At 64.8% G+C, this 22,190-nt stretch carries 25 protein-coding genes; 10 read left to right on the top strand and 15 right to left on the bottom strand.

The genetic code is table 11. The features are described 5' to 3' along the window. The first annotated feature begins 8 nt into the window (after positions 1 to 8). Genes YU3_RS0117470 through YU3_RS0117460 form a run of 3 tightly spaced genes read left to right on the top strand, consistent with a single transcriptional unit; the run spans position 9 to position 2,883 of the window. The gene (locus YU3_RS0117470) at positions 9 to 923 is read left to right on the top strand and encodes an ABC transporter permease subunit (RefSeq protein WP_027167462.1); all 915 of its coding nucleotides are present in this window, start codon (positions 9 to 11) and stop codon (positions 921 to 923) included. Between the two features lie 11 nt (positions 924 to 934). Then, positions 935 to 2,035 (top strand): sn-glycerol-3-phosphate import ATP-binding protein UgpC, encoded by a 1,101-nt coding sequence (locus YU3_RS0117465; RefSeq protein WP_027167461.1) that lies wholly within the window; start codon positions 935 to 937, stop codon positions 2,033 to 2,035. Positions 2,036 to 2,085: 50 nt separating this feature from the next. After that, on the top strand, positions 2,086 to 2,883 hold the full coding sequence (locus tag YU3_RS0117460) for a phosphodiesterase (RefSeq protein ID WP_027167460.1): 798 nt from the start codon (positions 2,086 to 2,088) through the stop codon (positions 2,881 to 2,883). Positions 2,884 to 2,886: 3 nt separating this feature from the next. Here YU3_RS0117460 and YU3_RS0117455 read toward each other — a convergent pair whose 3' ends face one another. The 5 genes from YU3_RS0117455 to YU3_RS0117435 all read right to left on the bottom strand — a co-directional run bounded on the left by YU3_RS0117455 (position 2,887) and on the right by YU3_RS0117435 (position 7,432). Next, positions 2,887 to 3,285, bottom strand: coding sequence for a type II toxin-antitoxin system VapC family toxin (locus tag YU3_RS0117455; RefSeq protein WP_027167459.1), 399 nt, complete (start codon positions 3,283 to 3,285; stop codon positions 2,887 to 2,889). Further along, a complete protein-coding gene (locus YU3_RS36715) occupies positions 3,282 to 3,557 on the bottom strand; it encodes an AbrB/MazE/SpoVT family DNA-binding domain-containing protein (protein WP_036258761.1) in 276 nt (91 codons plus the stop codon). The genes YU3_RS0117455 and YU3_RS36715 overlap by 4 nt, the downstream gene beginning before the upstream one ends. Positions 3,558 to 3,613: 56 nt before the next feature. Next, a complete protein-coding gene (locus tag YU3_RS0117445; protein WP_027167458.1) occupies positions 3,614 to 4,696 on the bottom strand; it encodes an ABC transporter ATP-binding protein in 1,083 nt (360 codons plus the stop codon). Continuing rightward, positions 4,693 to 6,219 (bottom strand): iron ABC transporter permease, encoded by a 1,527-nt coding sequence (locus YU3_RS0117440; protein WP_245273530.1) that lies wholly within the window; start codon positions 6,217 to 6,219, stop codon positions 4,693 to 4,695. The genes YU3_RS0117445 and YU3_RS0117440 overlap by 4 nt, the downstream gene beginning before the upstream one ends. A gap of 208 nt (positions 6,220 to 6,427) precedes the next feature. Then, on the bottom strand, positions 6,428 to 7,432 hold the full coding sequence (locus YU3_RS0117435) for an iron ABC transporter substrate-binding protein (RefSeq protein ID WP_027167456.1): 1,005 nt from the start codon (positions 7,430 to 7,432) through the stop codon (positions 6,428 to 6,430). Between the two features lie 205 nt (positions 7,433 to 7,637). Between YU3_RS0117435 and YU3_RS0117430 the strand changes: the two genes are divergently transcribed. From YU3_RS0117430 to YU3_RS0117420, 3 genes are all read left to right on the top strand, one after another. Next, on the top strand, positions 7,638 to 8,174 hold the full coding sequence (locus YU3_RS0117430; RefSeq protein WP_027167455.1) for a sigma-70 family RNA polymerase sigma factor: 537 nt from the start codon (positions 7,638 to 7,640) through the stop codon (positions 8,172 to 8,174). A gap of 1 nt (position 8,175) precedes the next feature. Continuing rightward, positions 8,176 to 8,814 (top strand): NrsF family protein, encoded by a 639-nt coding sequence (locus YU3_RS0117425; RefSeq protein ID WP_027167454.1) that lies wholly within the window; start codon positions 8,176 to 8,178, stop codon positions 8,812 to 8,814. Between the two features lie 151 nt (positions 8,815 to 8,965). Next, positions 8,966 to 10,942, top strand: a complete 1,977-nt coding sequence (locus tag YU3_RS0117420; RefSeq protein WP_027167453.1) for a PAS domain S-box protein — start codon at positions 8,966 to 8,968, stop codon at positions 10,940 to 10,942. Positions 10,943 to 11,086: 144 nt separating this feature from the next. On the opposite strand, the gene YU3_RS0117415 is transcribed toward YU3_RS0117420, so the two are convergent. The 7 genes from YU3_RS0117415 to YU3_RS0117385 form a co-directional block, all read right to left on the bottom strand. Continuing rightward, positions 11,087 to 11,965, bottom strand: a complete 879-nt coding sequence (locus YU3_RS0117415; RefSeq protein ID WP_027167452.1) for a 3-hydroxybutyryl-CoA dehydrogenase — start codon at positions 11,963 to 11,965, stop codon at positions 11,087 to 11,089. A gap of 199 nt (positions 11,966 to 12,164) precedes the next feature. After that, a complete protein-coding gene (locus YU3_RS0117410) occupies positions 12,165 to 13,094 on the bottom strand; it encodes an electron transfer flavoprotein subunit alpha/FixB family protein (protein WP_027167451.1) in 930 nt (309 codons plus the stop codon). 157 nt (positions 13,095 to 13,251) lie between these two features. Continuing rightward, on the bottom strand, positions 13,252 to 14,001 hold the full coding sequence (locus YU3_RS0117405) for an electron transfer flavoprotein subunit beta/FixA family protein (protein ID WP_027167450.1): 750 nt from the start codon (positions 13,999 to 14,001) through the stop codon (positions 13,252 to 13,254). A gap of 162 nt (positions 14,002 to 14,163) precedes the next feature. Then, positions 14,164 to 14,973, bottom strand: coding sequence for a rhomboid family intramembrane serine protease (locus YU3_RS0117400; protein ID WP_027167449.1), 810 nt, complete (start codon positions 14,971 to 14,973; stop codon positions 14,164 to 14,166). A gap of 21 nt (positions 14,974 to 14,994) precedes the next feature. Beyond that, a complete protein-coding gene (locus YU3_RS0117395) occupies positions 14,995 to 15,576 on the bottom strand; it encodes a cob(I)yrinic acid a,c-diamide adenosyltransferase (protein ID WP_027167448.1) in 582 nt (193 codons plus the stop codon). Positions 15,577 to 15,594: 18 nt separating this feature from the next. After that, entirely contained in the window at positions 15,595 to 15,786 is a 192-nt protein-coding gene (locus tag YU3_RS0117390; RefSeq protein ID WP_027167447.1) for a twin transmembrane helix small protein, read from the bottom strand. A 25-nt stretch (positions 15,787 to 15,811) separates the two neighbouring features. After that, the gene (locus YU3_RS0117385; protein WP_051333976.1) at positions 15,812 to 16,678 is read right to left on the bottom strand and encodes an SDR family oxidoreductase; all 867 of its coding nucleotides are present in this window, start codon (positions 16,676 to 16,678) and stop codon (positions 15,812 to 15,814) included. 58 nt (positions 16,679 to 16,736) lie between these two features. On the opposite strand from YU3_RS0117385, the gene YU3_RS0117380 reads away from it, so the two are divergent. After that, positions 16,737 to 17,588, top strand: coding sequence for a YihY/virulence factor BrkB family protein (locus YU3_RS0117380; RefSeq protein WP_027167445.1), 852 nt, complete (start codon positions 16,737 to 16,739; stop codon positions 17,586 to 17,588). Positions 17,589 to 17,819: 231 nt separating this feature from the next. On the opposite strand, the gene YU3_RS0117375 is transcribed toward YU3_RS0117380, so the two are convergent. Further along, a complete protein-coding gene (locus tag YU3_RS0117375) occupies positions 17,820 to 18,713 on the bottom strand; it encodes a DMT family transporter (protein ID WP_027167444.1) in 894 nt (297 codons plus the stop codon). 110 nt (positions 18,714 to 18,823) lie between these two features. Here YU3_RS0117375 and YU3_RS0117370 point away from each other — a divergent pair, with 110 nt between their 5' ends. Next, positions 18,824 to 19,153 (top strand): hypothetical protein, encoded by a 330-nt coding sequence (locus YU3_RS0117370; protein WP_245273529.1) that lies wholly within the window; start codon positions 18,824 to 18,826, stop codon positions 19,151 to 19,153. On the opposite strand, the gene gluQRS is transcribed toward YU3_RS0117370, so the two are convergent. Then, positions 19,154 to 20,029, bottom strand: coding sequence for a tRNA glutamyl-Q(34) synthetase GluQRS (gluQRS, locus tag YU3_RS0117365; RefSeq protein ID WP_027167442.1), 876 nt, complete (start codon positions 20,027 to 20,029; stop codon positions 19,154 to 19,156). 91 nt (positions 20,030 to 20,120) lie between these two features. On the opposite strand from gluQRS, the gene YU3_RS0117360 reads away from it, so the two are divergent. Continuing rightward, on the top strand, positions 20,121 to 20,780 hold the full coding sequence (locus YU3_RS0117360; protein WP_027167441.1) for a DNA-3-methyladenine glycosylase: 660 nt from the start codon (positions 20,121 to 20,123) through the stop codon (positions 20,778 to 20,780). 111 nt (positions 20,781 to 20,891) lie between these two features. Beyond that, on the top strand, positions 20,892 to 21,449 hold the full coding sequence (locus YU3_RS0117355; protein WP_027167440.1) for an HNH endonuclease: 558 nt from the start codon (positions 20,892 to 20,894) through the stop codon (positions 21,447 to 21,449). Between the two features lie 208 nt (positions 21,450 to 21,657). Here the strand turns inward: YU3_RS0117355 and YU3_RS0117350 are convergent, their stop codons facing one another. After that, a complete protein-coding gene (locus YU3_RS0117350; RefSeq protein ID WP_027167439.1) occupies positions 21,658 to 22,176 on the bottom strand; it encodes a disulfide bond formation protein B in 519 nt (172 codons plus the stop codon). Positions 22,177 to 22,190 lie beyond the last annotated feature (14 nt).

Raw genomic sequence — 22,190 nt, 5'->3', positions numbered from 1 at the left:
GGCGGGCCATGGTCGAGCGCACACCGATCCTCAACTTTCTCACGCATCTCATCCTGTTCGTCGGCTTTGTATTCTGCGTGGCGCCGTTCGCCATCGTGGCGATCGCCGCCTCGCACAATCTGAAGGACGTCAACGACGTGCCGATGTCGCTGCTGCCGGGCAGCGATTTCTGGGTCAACATCAAGACGGCCTGGACGACGGCCGATCTCGGCCCGAAGCTGCTCAACTCCTTCATCATGGCGTTTGGCGTCGCCGCCGGCAAAGTGATCATCTCGGCGCTGACCGCCTTCTCGATCGTCTATTTCCGCTATCCCGGCCGCATGCTGATCTTCTGGCTGATCTTCATCACGCTGATGCTGCCGCTCGAAGTGCGCATCGTGCCGACCTACGCGGTGGTCGCCAACGTTCTCGAGCCCTATCAGGCGATCATGGACCTGACCGGCCTCTCCTGGCTGATCGAAAAGCTGTCGGGCATGCAGGTGTCGCTCAGCCTGGGACTGCTCAATTCCTATAGCGGCCTGATCCTGCCGCTGGTCGCCACCGCCACCGGCACGTTCCTTTACCGCCAGTTCTTCCTGACCGTGCCGGACGAATTGACCGAGGCCGCGCGCATGGACGGTGCCGGCGCGATGCGCTTCTTCGTCGATATCCTCTTGCCGCTGTCGCGCAACAACATGGCGGCGCTCGGCACCATCATGTTCCTGTGGGCCTGGAACCAGTATCTGTGGCCGTTGCTCATCACCACCGACCAGTCGCACGCGATGGCGGTGACCGAGTTGAAGCAGCTCATACCCAATGTCGGCGGCGCGCCGGAATGGCATATCGCCATGGCCGGCACGCTGATCGTCATGCTGCCGCCGCTGATCGTCGTGGTGCTGATGCAGCGCTGGTTCGTGCGCGGCCTGATCGCCACCGAAAAATAGGGAGACAAAAAATGGCCTCCATCACCATTCGTGGCGTCAAGAAGAACTACGCCAAGACGCCGGTCGTGCACGGTGTCGACCTCGACTTCGCCTCGGGCGAGTTCGTCGTCATCCTCGGGCCTTCAGGCTGCGGCAAGTCCACGCTGCTCAGGATGATCGCCGGGCTGGAAGAGATTTCCGACGGTACGATCGCGATTGACGGCGTAGTGGTCAACAAGCTCGAGCCGCGCGAGCGCGGCTGCGCCATGGTGTTCCAGAACTACGCGCTCTACCCGCATATGAGCGTGGCCCAGAACATCGGCTATTCGCTGAAGGTGGCCGGCGTTCCGTCGGCCGAACGCGCCCAGCGCATCCAGGCGGTGGCGCGGGTCCTGGAACTGGAACACTTGCTCGACCGCAAGCCGATGGCGCTGTCCGGCGGCCAGCGCCAGCGCGTCGCCATGGGCCGCGCGATGATCCGCGAGCCGAAGGTGTTCCTCTTCGATGAGCCGCTCTCCAACCTCGACGCCAAGCTGCGCGTGCAGATGCGCTCCGAGATCCGCAAGCTGCACCGGCGCCTCAGCGCCACCTCGGTCTTCGTCACGCATGACCAGGTCGAGGCGATGACGCTGGCCGACCGGCTGGTGGTGATGAATGGCGGCCGTGTCGAGCAGGTGGGCACGCCGGCGGAAGTCTACAGCCGGCCGGCGAGCCGCTTCGTCGCCACCTTCGTCGGCGCGCCGGCGATGAACATGCTCGAAGGCACCGTCACGCTCGACGGGCTTTCGCTGCTCGGCGACAGCCGCAAACTCAACGTGTCGCGCACCGGGCTTGCCGTGGGCGCGAAAGTCGCGGTCGGCATTCGGCCGGAGGCGGTGCGCATGGTGGCGCCGGGCACGGCCGGGGCGCTCGCGGCGACTGTCGACCTCATCGAGGAGCTGGGCGCCGGCCGGGTCGTCTATGTCGATCTCGACGGCGCGCCGTTCTCCATCGCGACGTCCGAGACCGTCCACCCCGAACCGGGCAGCACGGTCGGCCTGCAGTTCGCCGAGCAGGACCTGCATTTCTTCTCCGCGGAGACAGGCGGCAGGCTCGATGTGTTCAAGGCTTCGGTGCCGGAGCCGGCGCTGTAAGGCGTTTTCTTCGCCGCCGACTTTGCGAAATTTGGTTGAGGGTTCATGGCATGAAGATCATCCAGGTTACCGACGTCCATCTCGGCCGTCGGGGTGAACTCCGCTATGGCGCCGATCTGCATGAGCGGCTCGACCGCTGCATCGACCACATCAATGCCCGCCATGGCGATGCGACGCTCTGCATCTTCACCGGCGATCTGACCGATGCCGGCGAGACGCAAGCCTATGCCGACCTGAAGGCGGCGCTGAGCCGCCTTGCCGTGCCTTACCGGCTGCTGCCCGGAAACCACGACCGGCGCGCCAACCTCATCGCCGCCTTCCCGGAAAACGGGACCGACGGCAACGGTTTCGTGCAGTCGGTCTTCGATACGCCGGAAGGGAGACTCGTTTTCCTCGACAGCCTGGCCGAAGGCCGCGTCACCGGCGAGTTGTGCGACGACCGGCTGGCCTGGCTCGATGCGAAACTCGCGGAGGCTGCCGGCAGAGCGGCTTACATCTTCTTACACCATCCGCCGGTCGAGCTTGGCCTGACGCTGCTCGACCCGCTCGGCCTCGAGCAGCCGCAGCGGCTGATCGATGTGCTGAACCGCCACGGCAATGTCCGCTACATCTTCTTCGGCCATGTCCACCGCGACATCGCCGGTACGGTCGCCGGCATTCCGTTCTCGGTGCAGCGCGGTCTGCATGCCCGCTTCATGCTCGACCTCGTTGGCGACGAAATGGTCGAGCAGGCGCCGCCCGCCTATTCGATCATCCTGATCGACGGCCGGCGCGTCGTCATCCACAGCTGCGATTTCCTGGAGCAATGGCCGCTCTGGTCGCCGGCGACGGGGCAGCGCGTGCGGTAGAAATCACCCGAGCAACAGTGTGGCCGTTCCCTGCCCTTCGATGAGCTTTACCGCTTTCCTATCGAAAGACACGAAGGTTTCGCCACCGAGCCACTGACCGTCGAACGCGATCACGCCATCCGCGAAATCTCCACCAGCGTCGAGTACAGCAAGGCCCGCTTCGATCGTCGGTCGGTTTGCCACGACGTTGCGCATGTCGAGAATGCGGCGGATCGAGGCGGATATATCAGGCCGCGCAACCCGGTAACTTCTATCCAGCACCCAAACAAACTCGCAGAGCGCTTGAACACTGATCGCGACCAACTCGGCCCCTTCCAGGGTCTCGGCTGCTGTCCGTTGCTGCGCTGCGTCATCTCCGACGATAAGGCGCAACAGCACGTTGGTATCGAGGCTGAGCTTCACTTGCGCTCGATTCCACGCATCCCGGCCGAAGCGCCGGCGTCGGCGATCGCATCGTTGATCTCCTCGATCGAAAGCCGTGCGCCGTTCGTTTTGTTTTTGAGCATCCCGCTCAGCTCTTGCCAGGAGCCCTTGCCCTGGTCGGATTTCAGCTCTGCTCGCCCACCGGGTAGAAGATCAAGCCTGATCTTGTCGCCGGGCTGGATGCCGAGGTGTTTGAGCACGTCCTTCCGGAACGTGACCTGGCCCCGTGCCGTAACCGTCAATGTCGTCATGATATGGCCTCCAGATGCCAAAATAATGCAAAACTGCATTATTTTCAAGACGAAGATCAAGCAAAGACATGCGCCTTGCCGGTGACAGTTAGGCGTACGATCTCGCCGATCGCCGGCGCGTCCATGCCTGTCCGGCGCAGGACGAGCGGCGTGTTGCCGATCGCAGCCGCATCGGGCGGATCGGGACTGTTGAGCAGCCGCACGGCGACGGTGCAGACCGAGCCCGCGAACTCGCAGTCCGTCACTTCGCCGAACAGCATGTCCGGGGTGCCCGACATGCCTTCGCGAGACGTCAGCTTGAGCAGAACCTGCTCGGGCCGGAGCATGATGCGCGCGACATCGCGCCGTTCCTTCGTATCGACGGCGATGCGGCCGAGCCGCGATACGGCAAAGCCGTCCGCGATCCTGGCGGGTACGATGATGGCTTCGCCGAGGAACTCGGCGACCATTCTGTCCCTGGGTTGGAAGTAGAGCTCGCGCGGCGTGCCGACCTGTGAGAACAGGCCGTCGCGCATCACCGCGACCTGGCTGGCGAAGGACAGCGCCTCGGCTTGATCGTGCGTGACCAGGATGGTGGTGATGCCCGCCTCTTCCAGAAGCTCGGCAACTGCCTTGCGCATGGAAGCACGAAGTCCGGTGTCGAGGGCCGAGAAGGGCTCGTCGAGCAGCATCAGCCTCGGCTTCATCGCCATGGCGCGGGCAAGCGCGACGCGCTGCTGCTGGCCGCCGGAAAGCTCGTGCGGCCGGCGTTTCAGGACCGCCTTGTCCAGCCCGACGATATAGGCGAGCTCGACGATGCGCTCCATGCGCTTGTCTTCGCCGCGCGCCATGCCGAAACCGATGTTGTCGGCGATGCTGAGATGCGGGAACAGGGCGCCATCCTGGGCCACCACGCCGATGCCGCGCCGGTGTGCCGGCACCGCGGCCCCGCCATTGGCGAGCACCTTGCCGTCGAGCGCGATGCGGCCGCGGTCCGGCGCCTCGAAGCCGGCAATCAGCCTGAGCAAGGTGGTCTTGCCGCAGCCGGAGGGGCCGACGATCGCGGTGCGGCTGCCGCTTTCGACGGTAAGGTCGACGCCGGCGAGCGCCTTCACCGGGCCGTAGCTTTTCGCGACGCCGCTGAGTTCGAGAAAGCTCATCGTCCGGCCATCCGCTTCGACTGGACGTAAAGCAGCCAGGTCATCGGCAAGGACATCGCCACCATGATCAGCGCGTAAGGAGCCGCGGAGGCGTAGTCGATCTCGCCGCTATAGGACCAGAAGGCCATCGCCAGCGTGCGGGTGCCGTTGGGCGCCAGCATCTGGGTGGCGGTAAGCTCGTTGGTGATGCCGAGCGCCACCATCGCCATGCCGGCGGCCGCACCCGGCGCCGACAGGCGGATGGTCGTCGACCACAGCGCCTTGACCGGCGGCCGGCCGAGGCTGGAAGCGGCGCGTTCCAATTCCACCGGCGCCTGCGCGATCGAGGCGCGCAGGCTTATCAGCGCGCGCGGCAGGAACATCAGCGCGTAACCGAACAGGATGGTGAACAGCGTCTGGTAGAGCGGCAGCGCGACGCGCACGGTGATCGTCACCAGCGCCAGCGCGATGACCACGCCCGGCAAGGCGCCGACGATGTAGTTGCAGCTCTCGAGCAGGCGCTGCAGCCGCCCCGGCGCGCGGATCGAAATCCAGGCCATCGGCATGGCGGCAATCGTTGCAAGCACCGCGCCGGCGATGGCGAGGAACAGCGTCTGGCCGAGCGCCAGGCCGATCTCATCCCAACGCCATACATCGGCCCCGCCGGCGAGCAGCCAGCGGCCTATGGTGACGAAGGGCACACCGAGCGACAGCAGCGCGACGCCCGCCGGCAAAAGCAGGCACGGCAGGGTGGCGCGGCCAAGGCGAGCGCGTTGCTGCTTGCGCGCGGCACCGGAACCGACCCGGGCATAGCGCTCCTCCCCGCGGATCATCACCTCGAGGGCGAGCAGGAGAAGGCAGCAGGCCACAAGCACGGCGGCCAGCATGTTGGCGGCCGGGCCGTTGAAGGTCGACTGGAACTGGTCGACGATCGCGGTGGTGAAGGTGTCGAAGCGGATGAAGACATAGAGGCCGTATTCGGCCATCAGATGCAGGCCGACGAGCAGAGCGCCGCCGCAGATGGCGAGTCTGAGCTGCGGCAGCACGACGCGCAAGAAAACCCGCCAAGGGCCAAGACCGAGCGCCGCGGCGGCATCCTCCAGCGCCGGGTCGAGGCGGCGCAACGCGGCGGCGATCGGCAGATAGAGGAACGGGAAATAGGCGATGACGGAGACAAGAACGCCGGCCCAGAGCCCGTGCAGGCCTGGGACAAGGCTGATCCAGGCATAGGAATGCACGAAAGCGGGGATGGCGAGCGGCGCGACCGACAGCCACGACCACAGCCGGTTGCCCGGCAGGTCGCTGCGCTCGGTCAGCCAGGCCAGCGCCACCGACAGCGCGATGGCGATCGGCACGGTGACGATGACGAGGAGTGCGGTGTTGACCAGCAGTTCGCCGACGCGCGGGCGCAAGATCAGCGCCGCCACGGTATCCCAGCCGGTCTGGATCGCGATCCAGACGATGAAGGCGAGAGGCAGCAGCGCGATCAGGGAGATCAGAGCCGCGGCGAGCGTGATCCACGATGTGGACCGGCGCTTCTTCATCCCGGCCGCCGGCAGCCCGGAACGCGTGAGGTGGATCGCGGACGCCATCAGTCGCAATAGGCCGCCTGGAAGCGACGTGATGAACCGCGGGCGCGGCCGCAAACGCAGATGATCGTCATCGACGAGGCCATCTCCAAAACAAAAGCGCTCCCACGGAAGCAAATTCCCGCGGGAGCACGGTCGTTTGCCCTTTTAGGACGAACGCGAACTAAAGCAAGCCGGCTTGCGTCATCAGGTCGATGACCTTCTTGGAATTCAGCGTCGCCGGATCGACTTTCGGCGCCTGCAGGCCAGCCAGCGGCACCAGCTTCGGGTTGGACTCGGCACCCTTGCCGACCGCATATTCATACGATGTGCCGGTCTTCAGCACGTCCTGGCCGCCCTTGCCGGTCACCCACTTCAGGAATGCCTGGGCTTCCTTCGAATGCTTGCTGGAAGCCAGCACACCGCCGCCCGACACCGAAACGAAGGCGCCCGGGTCCTGGTTCTTGAAATAGTGCAGGCCGACATTCCCACTGTTCTCGCCGGTCTTGGCCTGATCGCCGAAATAGTAATAGTGATAGATCACGCCGCCATCGATCTCGCCGGCATTGACCGCCTTCATCACCGTTGAGTTGCCCTTGTAGGCGGTGTAGTTCTCCTTCATCGCCTTCAGCCAGCCGGCGGTCGCCGCCTCGCCCTTCAGCTGCAGCATGGCGCTGACGATGGCCTGGAAGTCGGCGCCCGACGGCGAGGCGGCCCAGCGACCCTTCCAGCTCGGATCGGAGAGATCGAGCAGCGACTTGGGCAACTGGTCTTCCTTGAGCTTGTCCTTGTTGTAGGCAAAGACGGTGCTGCGGGCGGCGACGCCGACCCACTTGCCGCTCGACGGCTGGTAGTCCTGCGGAACCTGGGCGAGGGTGTCGGCATCGACCGGGGCGAACAATCCGGCCGCCTCGACCAGCGCCATGGCGGGAGAATTCTCGGTCAGGAACACATCGGCCGGCGAGGCCGCGCCCTCGGCGACGATCTGATTGGAGAAATCGCTGTCGCCGCCATTTCGCAGCGTGACCTTGATGCCGGTTTCCTTGGTGAAGCCCTTCGCCCATTCCTTGGCGAGGCTCTCATGCTGGGCGTTGTAGACGACGATGCCTCGATCCGCGGCCACGGCCGGGCCGGCGATCAGGCCGAGCGCCAGCGCGGCGCCGGCGAGCGTGGAAAGGGCAATCTTCATGGGCATCGTCCTCAAATCTGGAGACAGGAGCTTGGGTACGGCTGCACCTACCAATACCTGAATACCATAGTCAACATTGCGAAGCTGCTTCAATCCGTCGCCGTGCCGCAAACTTTCGTGATTTTGCGGTAGTTTGGCTTGGACATTATTTCGTCGGCCACGTAACAAACCAGGGCCGAGACGCGAACTTCGGGGGTAAACTCTTGTGACCGGCAAGGATGAGGCCGAGCTCTCCGGGCTACTCAGGGCCGCGATCGCGGGAGACGAAAAGGCTTACGCCGACTTTCTGCACCGGATAGCCGCGCTCGTTCGCGGCTTTGTCCGGCGCAAGATCGTTCAGGGCGGGGTCGACCCCGAGGATGTCGTGCAGGAAACCTTGCTGGCCATTCATGTGAAACGCCACACCTGGCGGTCGGACGCGCCGGTGTTGCCGTGGATCTATGCGATCGCCCGATTCAAGCTGATCGACGCGTTTCGCCGGCGCGGGCGGCGCATCGAGGTCGAGATCGACGAGATCGCCGAAACCTTTGCCGAGCCGGAGGCGGAAACGGTCAGCGACCGCGACATCAACCGGGCGCTCGACGGCCTGCCGCCGGCGCAACGTTCGGTGGTCTCTTCGATTTCGGTCGACGGCCATTCGATCGGCGAGACGGCGATCAAGCTCGGCATCAGCGAGACGGCGGTGCGCGTGTCGCTGCATCGCGGCCTCGCCGCGATTGCCAAAAGATTTGGACGACAGTGACATGAGGACCGAGGATCTCATCAAGGCGCTCGACGCCGATGCCCGCGAGAAGGCGATGCCGCTCGGCAAGGCCTGGTGGCTGGCCGTCGGCGTGGCCGTGGCGATCGCGGCGGCAGTTTTCTTTGCGACCATCGGACCGCGTCCCGACATCATGCTGGCCATGCACACGATGCGCTTCATGTCGAAATTCGTGTTCACGCTGGTGCTTGCGGCCAGCGCCTTCGCGCTGATCCGCGGGCTGTCGATGCCAGGTGCTTCGACCAGGCGGGCGACGGCCTGGATGGCTGCGGCGCCGCTTCTGGTCGTGCTGGCGGTGGTTCTGGAGCTTTTTGTCGTGCCAGAGGCCGACTGGGGCAAGCGGTTCGTCGGCTCGAACATGATGATCTGCATGAGCTTCATCCCGCTGATCGGCATCGGCCCGCTGGCGATCTTCCTGGGCATGCTGCGTTACGGCGCGCCAACGCGGCCCGTGCTCGCCGGCGCGGTCGCCGGCCTGCTCGCGGGCGGGCTCGCGGCGACCTTCTACGCCGCGCATTGCTTCGACGACTCGCCGCTCTTCGTCGCCACCTGGTATACGATCGCGATCGCCTTCCTCACGCTGCTCGGGGCCATCGGCGGGCGGCTCTTCGTGCGCTGGTAGACGCCGGAGGGATTTTCGAAACAGTCCCTTAATCATGCCGGCAATTGTTTGCCGGTTAGCAGGTTGATCGCGACCGTCCAAGCAACCATTCCTTAAAACCGATCCGCCAGGGTCGTGGCACGTGCAGTTGCGTGTTGGGTGGGATCGCTTCGTGGCGTGGACGAACTGGAAAGGGCTTCGTGCCGACAGGCATGCTGCGCAGGGTTTGCTGGCGGTCGGCCTTGTTGCCACCGTCGTGTCGATCCTGTTGCCGGGCCTTGAGTTCGGTGCCGTCACGCTGCAGCTCTGCCTGCAGATATCGGTCGCCATCACCGCCGCGACATTGTTCTTGTCCGCGTTCTTCATTCACCGCATCGTCGATGACCGCCGGCAGATCGCCGAGAGCGAGCAGCGCTTCCGCCGCGCCATGGAAGATTCGGCGATCGGCGTCGCCATTGTCGGGCTCGACGGTCGCATCCAGCAGGCCAACCCTGCCTTCGCCGCCATGCTGGGCTACAGCCGCGCGGAGATCGAGGCGCTGACCTTCCCGCAGATCACGCATCCAGACGATCTGCTGATCGGCCGCGAGACGATGCTGAGCGTGAGCGAAGGCAGGATCAGCTCCTACCATTTCGAAAAGCGCTATCTCAGGAAAGACGGAACCCCGGTCTGGGCGCAGCTCGCCGGCTCGGTCATCCGCGACGAGGACACCGGCAAGCCGCTTTATCTCGTGTCGCAGATCGAGGACATCGATGCTCGCAAACAGGCAGAGGCGCGCATTGCCGAGGCCGAGACCCGGTGGAATTTCGCGCTCACCAGTGCCGGACAGGGCGTCTGGAGCCTCGACATGCGCAAGGGCGGCACGACCTACTCCGAAACCTGGGTGAAGATGCTGGGCTATGCCGATGGCGAGCTCGACGGCGATCCCGACCGCTGGCTGACGCTGATCCATCCCGACGATCGGGAACGCGTCGCCGAGGCGGATCGCGCGCATCTTGCCGGCGAGACGCCTTTCTTCGAGGCTGAGTTCCGGATGCGTCACAAGGACGGCCACTGGGTCTGGATCCTCGACCGCGGCAAGATGATCGAGCGCGACGCGGACGGCCGGCTGATCCGGGCCATCGGCAGCCTGACCGACATCACCGAGCGCAAGGAGGCCGAGGCGCGGCTGATGGTTTCGGCAGCCATGCTGGCCGACGAGAAGGAGCGTCTCAAGGTGACGCTGCAGTCGATCGGCGACGCGGTGATCTGCACCGACGCCGCCAACCGCGTCACCTTCATGAACCCGGTCGCGGAAAAGCTCACCGGCGTTGAAGTCGACGAGGCCTTGGGAAAGGTGCTCGGCCATGTCTACTGGGCGGTCGATGAGGAAAGCGGGCAGCGAATCGGGCTGACGCGCCCTTCGGCGAGCGAACAGCCTCACTGCGACCAGAACACGCGCGCGGTCCTCGTGCGGCGCGACGACACGCGCTGCAGCATCCGTCAGGTGGTGTCGCCGATCATGAACGACCGCGACGAGTTCTGCGGCCTGGTCATCGTCTTCCAGGATTTCACCGACGCGCGCGCACTGCAGCGCCAGCTGGCCTACGCGGCCGCCCATGACGCGCTGACCGGGCTCGCCAACCGTTCAAGCTTCATCCTCACGATGGAGGAGCTGGTCGACCAATGCCGCCTCAATGGCGGCGAGCATCAGTTCATGTTCGTCGACCTCGACCACTTCAAGGCAGTCAACGACACCGGCGGCCACGCCGCGGGCGATGCGCTGCTCAAGCGCGTGGCCGACACCCTGCGCAATGTGCTCGGTCCGGAAGACATCGTCGCGCGGCTCGGCGGCGACGAGTTCGCCGTCATCCTCAAGTCGGGCGCCGCGGCGCGCGGGCCGATCGCCGCGCGCTCGATCATCGAGGCCATCCGCAGCCTCAACTTCGCCTGGGACGGGCGCCCGCATTCGATAGGTGCCAGCATCGGCCTCGCGCCGATCCGCGCCGGCTGCGGCGAAGTGGACGAGATCATCGCCCGCGCCGACGCCGCTTGCTACGCCGCCAAGGCGGCTGGCCGCGGCTGCGTTTCCGCAGCGCCCGACGAAGTTCCGCCCGGCGAAATTTCGAAAGGCGGCGCGGCGCATCCGCCGCTCGCCGCGGCGTCTTAAAGCGGGTCGCGTGAAAAAGGATTCACGCGACCCGCTCTATCTCTTTGTTTTGACACAATTCCGGACGGAAGGCTACGGCCAAGCCGCCGAGCCTGACCGCTCACACTTTTCCTGGAATTGTTCTAGGCGTTCAACTGAAAAAGATCAGCGCGTCGGCACCGGATGCTCGCCGCGATAGTCGTAGAAGCCGCGCCCGGTCTTGCGGCCGAGCCAGCCGGCCTCGACATATTTCACCAGCAGCGGGCAGGGGCGGTATTTCGAATCCGACAGGCCATCATGCAGCACCTGCATGATCGACAGGCAGGTGTCGAGGCCGATGAAGTCGGCGAGCTGCAACGGCCCCATCGGATGGTTGGCGCCGAGCCGCATGGCGGTGTCGATGGCATCGACCGTGCCGACGCCTTCGTAGAGCGTGTAGATCGCCTCGTTGATCATCGGCAAAAGGATGCGGTTGACGATGAAGGCCGGGAAATCCTCCGAGACGGTGATCGTCTTGTCGAGGTGGTTCACGTAACTCTTGGCCGCCTCGAAGGTCTGGTCCTCGGTGGCGATGCCGCGCACCAGTTCGACCAGCTTCATCACCGGCACCGGGTTCATGAAATGTATGCCGATGAAGCGTTCCGGCCGGTCCGTCTGCGCCGCCAGCCGGGTGATCGAGATCGACGAGGTGTTGGTGGCCAGGATCGCTTCCGGATTGAGCTGCGGACAGAGCTGCGCATAGATCTTGCGCTTGACCGTCTCGTCCTCGGTCGCCGCTTCGATCACCAGATCGGCGGCGGCGAGGTCGGCCATGGCCGGAGCTGCCGAGATGCGCGCCATCGCGTCGTTGCGCGCCTTTTCCTCGAGCTTGCCGGAGCCCACCTGACGAGCCATGTTGCCGCTGATGGTGGCGATGCCCTTCTCGATCCGGTCGGGCGACACGTCGTGGATCAGGACCTTGTAGCCGCCCAGCGCCGAGACATGGGCGATGCCGCCACCCATCTGACCCGCGCCGACGATGCCGATCGTCTCGATCTTGCTCATACCCCGATCCCGTCTGGAGCATTCCGCTTCTTTGAAGTGCGGAAACGCTCCTATTTGTTTCTTTCCCGCCATCCGGATGCAAAAACCGCCGGACAGCTTCGGGCCTTGATGGCCCGCTTTTTGTGCAGCGCAAACTAAAAGGGCGGGGCGACTTCGTCTACCCCACCCTTCGGATTTTAATATGCCGGAACCGGCCGCGTCAAAGCGCCTTTTGCAACTCCGGCAGGATGACGAATAGATCGCCGACCAGGCCGTAGTCGGCGACCTGGAAGATCGGGGCTTCCTCGTCCTTGTTGATGGCGACGATGACCTTGCTATCCTTCATGCCGGCCAGGTGCTGGATGGCGCCGGAGATGCCGACGGCGATGTAGAGATCGGGGGCGACCACCTTGCCAGTCTGGCCGACCTGCCAGTCGTTCGGCGCGTAGCCGGCATCGACCGCGGCGCGCGAGGCGCCAACGGCTGCACCGAGCTTGTCGGCGACCGGCAGGATGACCTCCTGGAATTTCTCCGAGGAACCGAGCGCGCGGCCGCCCGAGATGATGATCTTGGCCGAGGTCAGCTCCGGACGATCGTTCTCCGAGAGCTTGTTCTCGACGAAGGACGAGAGGCCGGGGTTGGCGGCGGCGTTCGCCGCTTCGACCGAGGCCGAGCCGCCTTCGGGCGCGGCCTGGAAGGAGGCGGTGCGCACCGTGATGACCTTCTTGGCGTCGGTCGACTGCACGGTCTGGATGGCGTTGCCGGCATAGATCGGCCGCTTGAACGTGTCGGGCGAAACGACCTCGATGATCTCCGAGACCTGGGCGACGTCGAGGAGTGCTGCCACGCGCGGGGCGACGTTCTTGCCCGACGAGGTGGCCGGCGCGACGATCGTGTCATAGGAGCCGGCGAGCGAAACGACCAGCGCCGCCAGCGGCTCGGCTAGGCGCTCGGCAAGCTCGTCGGCTTCGGCGAGCAGCACCTTGCGCACGCCTTTCAGCCTGGCGGCGGCGTCGGCCGCGCCCTTGGCGCCCTTGCCGGCCACCAGCACGTCGACATCAGAGCCGATCTGCAGGGCCGCCGACAGCGCCTTGGCGGTCTGGTCGGAAAGGGTTGCGTTGTCGTGTTCCGCGATGAGGAGAATTGCCATTGTCTTATCCCTGACTTTCGTCTTCGAGGCTCCCTGAAATCCGGTCAGGCCGAGCCGAAAATGGTTGGTTTCGAGAACCGGAGCGGAGCGTACATCCGTACGTGAGCACCGGAAGCGCAGAAGCCAGCCGTTTGCAGGCCGGCCTCATCGGATTTCCTCAGAGCACGCCGGCTTCGTTCTTCAGCTTCTCGACCAGTTCGGCCACCGACTTCACCTTAACGCCCGCCTTGCGGCCGCTTGGCTCCTCGGTCTTGACCACTTTGAGGCGCGGCTTGACGTCGGCGCCGTAGTCGGCCGGGCTCTTTTCGTCGAGTTGCTTCTTCTTGGCCTTCATGATGTTGGGCAGCGAGGCATAGCGCGGCTGGTTCAGGCGCAAATCCGCCGTCACGATCGCTGGCATCTTCAGCTCGACGGTCTGCAGGCCGCCGTCGACTTCGCGCGTCACCTTGGCCTTGTCGCCTTCGAGCACGATCTTGGAGGCGAAGGTGCCCTGCGCCCAGCCCAGCAGCGCGGCCAGCATTTGACCGGTCTGGTTCGAATCGTCGTCGATCGCCTGCTTGCCGAGGATGACGAGGCCGGGCTTCTCGGCCTCGACGACGCCCTTCAGCACCTTGGCGACGCCGAGCGGCTCGGTCTGCTCGTCGGTCTTGACCAGGATGGCGCGGTCGGCGCCCATGGCGAGCGCGGTGCGCAGGGTTTCCTGCGCCTGCTGCGGACCGACCGAAACGACGATGATTTCTTCAGCCTTGCCGGCTTCCTTGATGCGGATCGCTTCCTCGACCGCGATCTCGTCGAACGGGTTCAGCGCCATCTTGACGTTGGCAAGCTCGACGCCCAGCCCGTCGGCTTTCACCCGGACCTTGACGTTGGCGTCCACAACCCGCTTCACGGGCACAAGGATCTTCATTTTACTGTCACCTCTCCTGAGATAGTCGGGGCGCTATAGCAGCGTGCGCCCTGTCAGAGTTGTCGAAAGCCGACATTACGGACGGAATATCCGCCCAACGGTGCCGTTTCCGTAGTGGCGGCAAATCGGCGCGTCAATATCCCACGACGCACCCAAATCGGTTCAGTCCCTGGACGTCGCTGCTCCACGGCCCCATTGCGACGCCGGCTGCGCCGGAGTGCCGTCGCTTGCGGCCGGCTCGACGGGAACCGGCGGCTGCTGGACATTCGGCGTAGGGTCGGGCTCGCCGTCGGCGCCGGCCAGCAGCGGCACGCCGCGGCTGCGCAGCACCAGCACCAGGATCGAACCGGCGATGATGCCGCCGATATGGCAGGCCCAGGAGATCTGGTCCTCGCCGCCGGCGGCAAACATCACGACCTGGAACAGGATCCACAGGATCAGCGGGATGAAGGCCGGGATGCGCAGCGGAATGCGGGCAAAAGCCAGCACCCAGACTTTCACCCGCGGATAAAGGATCAGATAGGCGGCGACGACGCCGGCAATGGCGCCCGAGGCGCCGATCAACGGCACCTGCGAATCCCAGGCCACCAGCCCTTGGAAGAAGGCGCCGGCGACGGCGCAGAGCAGATAGAAGATCAGATAGCGTATGTGGCCGAGCGCATCCTCGACATTGTCGCCGAACACCCATAGGAACAGCATGTTGCCGCCGAGATGGAAGATATCGGCATGCAGGAAGGAATAGGTGAGGTAGCTGAGGCTCTCGGGGATGACGACGAATTCGGGCGACAGCTCGACCTTGTCATGAACCACCGACGGGATGAAGCCGAGACCGAGAACCGCGGCATTGGTGAAGTTTTCACCGCCAAGCGTGGTCGCCAGGTAGACCAGCGCATTCACCACGATCAGCCCGATCGTCACATATTGCAGGCGGATGTGGCGCAGCCTGTTGGTGTCGTAAAGCGGGATGAACATCGGACCCTCCCGCCTTCGGATTCAGCGGTTCTTGCCGGGAACCCATAGCACGTCGGCCTTTCCATTGTCATTGACCGCGCGGGCGGCGACGAACAGGAAATCCGAGACGCGGTTGATGTATCTCAGCGCCTCGCTGTTGACGCGCTCGGCCGGATCCTGGGCCAGCGCCACCATGAGGCGCTCGGCGCGGCGCGCCACGGTGCGGGCGAGATGGAGCGCGGCCGCCGCCGGAGTGCCGCCGTTCAGCACGAAGGATTTCAGTGGCTGCAGGCCCTTGTTGAGGAGGTCGATGTCCTGTTCGACGCGGGCGGTCTGGGCGGCGACGATGCGCAGCGGCTCATATTCCAGCGGCTTGCCGTCGTCAGGCACGGCGAGATCAGCTCCCAGATCGAACAGATCGTTCTGGATGCGCGACAGCATGGCGTCGATCGCGGGGTGCTCGGCGGCTGTGTGGAGGCGGGCCATGCCGATGCAGGCATTGGCCTCATCGATGGTGCCATAGGCGTCGACGCGAAGGTCTGATTTCAGCCGCCGCTCTCCGGTGCCGAGCCCGGTGGTGCCGTCGTCGCCGGTGCGGGTGTAGATCTTGTTGAGCTTGACCACGCCGTCCCCCTGAGACCGCTATTTGCGCGTGAAATAGACCACCAGCAACAGCAGCGCCAATGCCACGGCCTGCAGCACGATGCGCGTCTGCATCAGCTTGTTCGAGGTCATGCCGGAGCCGCCGCGCATCATGTTGATCAGGCCGCGAACCAGCACGATCACTACCGCGGCCATCGCAATGACGGCGAGGATCTTGAGGACGATGACCATCTGGCTGGCTCCGGTTCGGTTTCGGTCAGGCGCGCCTGGCGAGCAGGCGGTACAGCAGGGATGCCGGCAGTATGCGTTTCAGCACCGCGCCGATCTTAGCCGGCACCGTTACCACATAGTGCGGGCGCGGGCGCTGTGACAGAAGCGCGTGGCGGAGCGCCCTGTGCACGATCTCCGGTCCCGGTTTCAGCTTCGACACGCTGCCGCCGGCCTGAAGCCGGGCGAGCTGCGCTTGATAATCGGCGCGGTGGACGGAATTCTCGACGTCGATATTCCTGAGGAACCAAGGCAGGCCGTTACTGGCGATCTTCGATGTCACCGGTCCCGGTTCGATGAGCGAGAGGTGGATGCCGCTGCCTTCGAGCTCCTGGCGCATGCACAGCATCAGGCCTTCGACGGCGTGTTTGGATGCCGAATAGGCGCCACGGAAGCGGACAGGCGCCAGTCCGAGGATCGAGGAACAATGGACGAGACGGCCATGTCCCTGGCGGCGCATGATCGGCACGACGCGGCGGGTCAGATCATGCCAGCCGAAGAAATTGGCTTCGAACTGCTCGCGAAGTGCTGCGACCGGCAGGTCCTCGACGGCGCCGGGCTGGGCGTGGGCGCCATTGTTGAACAGCGCATCAAGCGTGCCACCGGTGCGTTCAAGCACCGCCTCGACCAGTGATGCGATGGACTGGGGTTCGCGATAGTCGAGGTAGAAGGCCTCTATGCCGTCCGCCTCAAGGGCCGAGATGTCGGCCGGCTTGCGCGCCGTGGCGAACACCCGCCAGCCTTCCGCCTTCAACGCCCGCGCGCAATAGGCGCCGATGCCGGAGGAGGCTCCGGTGACGATGACGGTGCGCAACTCTTTGGCGGCGGGGCGCGTTGTGAGACCTGGGGTTGCCATTTGCCGCAATCACTTCCCATATTCGCGGCGTCGACACAATCGAGCGGAGCGCGGGCCCTTGCTGCGGAATATCGTTGCCCTCAAGCGCGTGCTCTACGATGCGATCGGCCATTTCAACACCGATGACGGCTGGGCGATGGCCAGCCATCTGGCGATCACCTCGCTGATGGCGCTGTTTCCGTTCCTGATCTTCGCCACCACGCTCGCCAGCTTCCTCGGCGCGCGCGCCTTCGCCGACACGGCGGTGCACCTGGTCTTCGACACATGGCCGGAGCAGATCGCCAAGCCGATCGCGCATGAGGTGCTGAACGTGCTCACCGTGCGGCGCACCGACCTTTTGACCTATGGCGTGCTGCTTGCGGCCTATTTCGCCTCGAACGGCATCGAGGCGCTGCGCACGTCACTCAACCGCGCCTATCGGGTCACCGAGACGCGCGGCATCATCCACCGCAGGGTGCAAAGCATCATCTTCGTCCTGATTGCGACCGCCTGCTTCCTTGCCGTCAGCGTGCTTCTGGTGTTTGCGCCGCTCTTGGCGCGACTCGCGGAAGCGCATCTGGAATGGATCAAGCCGTACATGGGCACGATCACCATATGGCGCTACGTGATCGCCTCGACGGTCATCGTCATCGGGCTGTTCGCCGTGCATATCTGGCTGCCGGCCGGCGAGCGCCGCTTCGTCTCGATCATACCGGGCATCGTCTTCACGCTGGTCGCATGGCTGGCCGGCTCGACCGTCTTCGCCGCCTATCTCGACCACTTCTCCTCTTATGTGACGACCTATGCCGGGCTCGCCTCGATCATGATCGCGGTGGTGTTCCTCTACATCATCTCGGCCATCTTCATTCTCGGCGGCGAGCTCAACGCCGCGATCAGCCGCTATCTGGAGGCGCGCGCGAGAGTTGGTTGAGATGTGTCGATATTCAGGTGAGGCCGGCCTGCAAATGGCGGCCTCCTGCGCTTCCGGCCTTCGCCGGCCGAAGCACTCATACATGTCTCCGTCCTATGAAGGCTACGGCCGGCGTAGGCCGGTGCTCACGTACTTCAGTACGCTCCGCTCCGGTTCTCGGAAGCCGCCCAGTTTGGTCGCTTCGCGCCCGTCTTCGACTCCGGCTCGGCCTGACCTGAATCTCAACACATCTCAGGCGGAGATATTCTCGGATAGGACCTTAGGCCGCGCTGTGGCCAGGGCGACGCCGAGCGTGGCGATCGCCATGCCGGCGATCTGCAGCAGGTTGAGCTGCTCGTTGAAAAGCGCCCAGGCGATGATCGCGGTAACGGCCGGCACGAGGTAGAACAGCGAGGCGACCTTCGACATCTCGCCGTCCCTGATCATTACCATCAACAGAAATATGGCGCCGATCGACAGCACCAGGACCAGCCAAGCAAAAGCGAAGATCAGCTCGCCATTGACGGTGATGGCGCGCGTCTCGAAGGCGAGCGAGCCTAGGATCATCACGGCGGAGCCGCCGACATACTGCCACATCGTCGCCGACACCAGATCGCCGCCGGAGGCGTAGCGCTTCTGCCAGATGGTGCCGGCGCTCATGCCGAGCACCGAGACAAGCGAGGCGGTCAGCGTCGCCGGCGTGACGCCGCCGCCAATCATGCCCAGCTTTGGCCAGAGCACGATGACGACGCCGAGCAGCCCGACCGCAAGGCCGGCCCAATGGCGCGGCAGGATCGCTTCGCCCAGGAACTTTCCGGCAAGCACGGCCGTGATCAGCGGCTGCAGGCCGACGATCAGCGCAGAGAGGCCGGCCGGCATGCCCTTGTGGATCGCCCAGAAGACGGCGCCGAGATAGACGCCGTGCATGAGGACGCCGGCCACCGTCGCGTGCAGCGCTTCTTCGCGCGTGGCCTTGCGCGAGCCAAGCAGCACGACGAGGCCGGCAAACAGGATCGCCGCTATCACGAAGCGAATGGCAAGGAAGGTAAAGGGTTCCGCCCAGGGCATGGCGTAGCGCGCGCCGATGAAGCCCGTCGCCCACAGAACGACGAAGGAGGCGGGAATGAACCGCTTGATGCTCTGCATGGGGGAGGCTGCCGGGGTGAACGGTTGATGACGGCTATTGCTCTAATGCCGTTCAATCGCGCAAGCAAAACGAAACGGTTGATCCATAAGCTAAATTGAATTCAACAACCGTGCCAAGAGGGGCATGGCGCATCGCCGCGCCATGGTGGGACATGCCTGTGCATCTCGACACGACTTGGCTTTTGTTCGCTTTCGCGATCATTGCCGGCTTCGGCTTCTTTTTCGGCACGGCGCTCGACGCGGTCATGAAGGAGAGCGGCTTCGGCCCGACCGGCAACACGCTGCTGTTCATCTTCGGCTTTTTTGTCGCGGTGGTGGTCGCCAGCAAGCATGGCGTCAGCCTGGGCGATCTCAAGATGGCGGTTGCCTGGGGGCTCGGCGGGGCCTTTGCCTTCATCAGCGTGCTGGCGCTGATCAAGGCCGGCATGGCGCGGTTTTAGTCATAGTCCGACCAATCGCGCGACGTCCTGCGGCGACATGCCGGCCTGCCTCAGCGCGGCAACGCCGGTATCCTTGAAGCTCTTGGACAGCTTCCTGCCGTCAGGGCCGAGGATCAGGCGGTGGTGGAAATAGCGTGGCACCGGCAGGCCGAGCAACTCCTGCAGCAGCCGCTGCACCCCGGTCGCCGAATAGAGGTCCCGCCCGCGCACGACATGGCTGACGCCTTGCAGCGCGTCGTCGACAACGACGGCGAGATGGTAGCTGGTCGGGACGTCGCGGCGGGCGACGATGACATCGCCCCAATCCTGCGGTTGTGCTTCGATCGCTCGCGTCGCAGACATCGTCTCGTCGGTGAATTCGGTCCATGACAGGGCACCTGGGGCGCGCGCCATCGCCGCCTCGACATCGAGCCGCCAGGCGAAAGGCATGTTTTCGGCGATCCGCCGCTTGCGTTCCGAGGCCGGCAGGGCCTTGTCGAGCGGCGGGTAGAGCGGCACGCCGTCCGGATCGCGCGGCCAGCCGCGGCCGCGGTTTCCGGTCTCGGCAATGAAGGCGCGGATCTCGCCCCGGCTCATGAAGGCCGGATAGACGAGGTCCTCGGCGATCAACCGGTCAAGCACCGCCTGGTATTGGGCAAAATGCTCGGACTGGCGGCGCACCGGCCGTTCCCAGTGCAACCCCAGCCATTCGAGGTCACGGAAAATGCCGGCTTCGAACTCCGGTGTGCACCGTATGACGTCGATGTCCTCGATGCGCAAAAGCAGCCGCCCGCCGGCCCGTGCCGCCATCTGCTGGTTGAGCAGGGCCGAATAGGCATGGCCCAGATGCAATTCGCCATTGGGGCTCGGCGCGAAGCGGAATGTCAGGAGCGTCATCTCTGAGGCGGCATTCGGGTTGTCATGCGCTTTTGCGAGTTGGTAACTAGCCATCAATTGCCACTTCGCGGGCGCTCTGGGAACAAGCAACGTGCAACGCATCGCCTCGCTCGACGACATTGCGGCAGGGCTCGACGCGCTCTGCCGGATCGATCCGCGGCTGGAGACCGTGCGCGGCAGGGCGGGCGAGGTGCCGCTGAGGCTGTCGGAACCAGGGTTCACGAGCCTCGCTTCCATTATCGTTTCACAGCAAGTTTCCCGCGCGAGCGCCGACGCCATCTTCGGGCGGTTGGTCAAGCTGGTCGATCCGCTGACGCCGGAAGCGATCCTTGCCGCCGGCGAGGACATATTTCGCGAGGCCGGGCTGTCGCGGCCCAAACAGCGCGGGCTGCTCGCCGTCGCCGAGGCCGTTGCCGGCGGGCTCGACCTCGATCACCTGTGTAGGCTCGACGCAGGCGAGGCGATCGCGGCGATGGTCGCCGTGCCCGGCATCGGCCCATGGACGGCCGAATGCTACCTGCTGTTTGCCGCCGGCCACCCCGACGTGTTCCCCGCGCGTGACGTCGCGCTGCAGACGGCGGTCGGCCATGCGCTCGGCATCGACCCGCGTCCGCCGGAGAAAATGCTGATCCGGCTGGCCGAATCATGGAGCCCCTGGCGGGGTGTCGCGTCGCGGCTTTTTTGGGCCTATTACCGGGAATTGAAGGGCAAAGATGCGGCGCCTTCAGTCGAAATGGCCAAAAAAGCCTGAAAATCACGCGCTTTTAGGGGTTTCAGCGAGAGACAATCCGCTTCACATCCCTGTCATGTCGGGCTTACAGTATCCGCGCCGTTCGGTTCTAGAAGCAAGGAGGCGAAGGACGTGACGGTTGCCGTATCTCCGGATGGGCTTCCCGCGCTGGTGCTGAACGCGGACTACCGTCCGCTCAGCTATTACCCCCTGTCGCTCTGGTCGTGGCAGGACGCCATCAAGGCTGTCTTCCTCGACCGGGTCAACATCGTCGCCGAATACGAGCACGCCGTCTCCTCGCCGACCTTCTCGATGAAGCTGCCGAGCGTCGTCAGCCTGAAGGCCTATGTGAAGCCGTCGCGGCATCCCGCCTTCACCCGCTTCAACGTCTTCCTGCGCGACCGCTTCCAGTGCCAGTATTGCGGCACGCCGGAGGATTTGACGTTCGACCACGTCATCCCGCGCCATCGCGGCGGGGCGACGACCTGGGAAAACGTCGTCGCAGCCTGCTCGCCCTGCAATCTTCGCAAGGGTGGCATGATGCCGGCGCAGGCCAAGATGTGGCCGCTGCAGAAGCCTTATCAGCCGACGGTGCACGACCTGCACAATAACGGCCGGCTGTTTCCGCCCAACCATCTGCATGAAAGCTGGATGGATTATCTGTACTGGGATGTCGAGCTGGAACCCTGAGATCGTTCGAGAATTCGGGACGCTGGCCGCCTGAAGCGATTTTTTTGCGCTTCCGGCCTTCGCCGGCCGAAGCACTCATGAGTGGCGTGGCGGCTCGGCGAAGCCGAGACGGAGTGGGGGTCGACCTGGCTCGGATGTCGAAAGCCGCGCCATCCGACCAAGCCTGCCGAATTTTGTCCGAACTCTGCGTCGTGCTGCTCAATCTGGTTCAGTCACGTGCCAAGGCGCTGCGGAAGGCGACGGTGGCGAGGACGAGGCTGACGATGGCGTTCCAGCCGGCGAGCGACAGGCCGAGGATGCGAAGCGCGGCCTTGTCGCAGGAGGGCGGCACGAACTTGTCGAGCGCGTCGAGAACGCCCTTGCCGCCGGTGTCGACCGGGCCGGCGCCGGCGGTGCAGTCGGCCGGGCCCTGCCACCAGGCCCATTCGACGCCGGAATGATAGACGCCGAGATAGAGGCCGTAGAGCATGAGCAAGCCGCCGATCGCCAGCAGCCCGCGCGTCACCCAGGCCGGCGCGCGCAGCATCGAGGCGATCGCCGCCAGCACCATCAGCGGCACGCCGATATAGTAGGGGGTGCGCTGCTCCAGGCAGAGATGGCAGGGGATGTAGCCGCCGATATATTGGAAGGCCAGCGCCGAGCCTACGGTCGCGGCCATCGCGACGGCGAGAAAGAGCGCCGCGCGCGTGCGCTGGCGTCCGGTGTCGGCAGTCATGGTCGCTGTCATCGATGGGGATCCGT

Source organism: Mesorhizobium sp. WSM3224 (assembly GCF_000427725.1).
In the GTDB taxonomy this organism is placed as follows: Bacteria; Pseudomonadota; Alphaproteobacteria; order Rhizobiales; family Rhizobiaceae; genus Mesorhizobium.
This window is presented reverse-complemented; position numbering and strand designations above follow the sequence as displayed.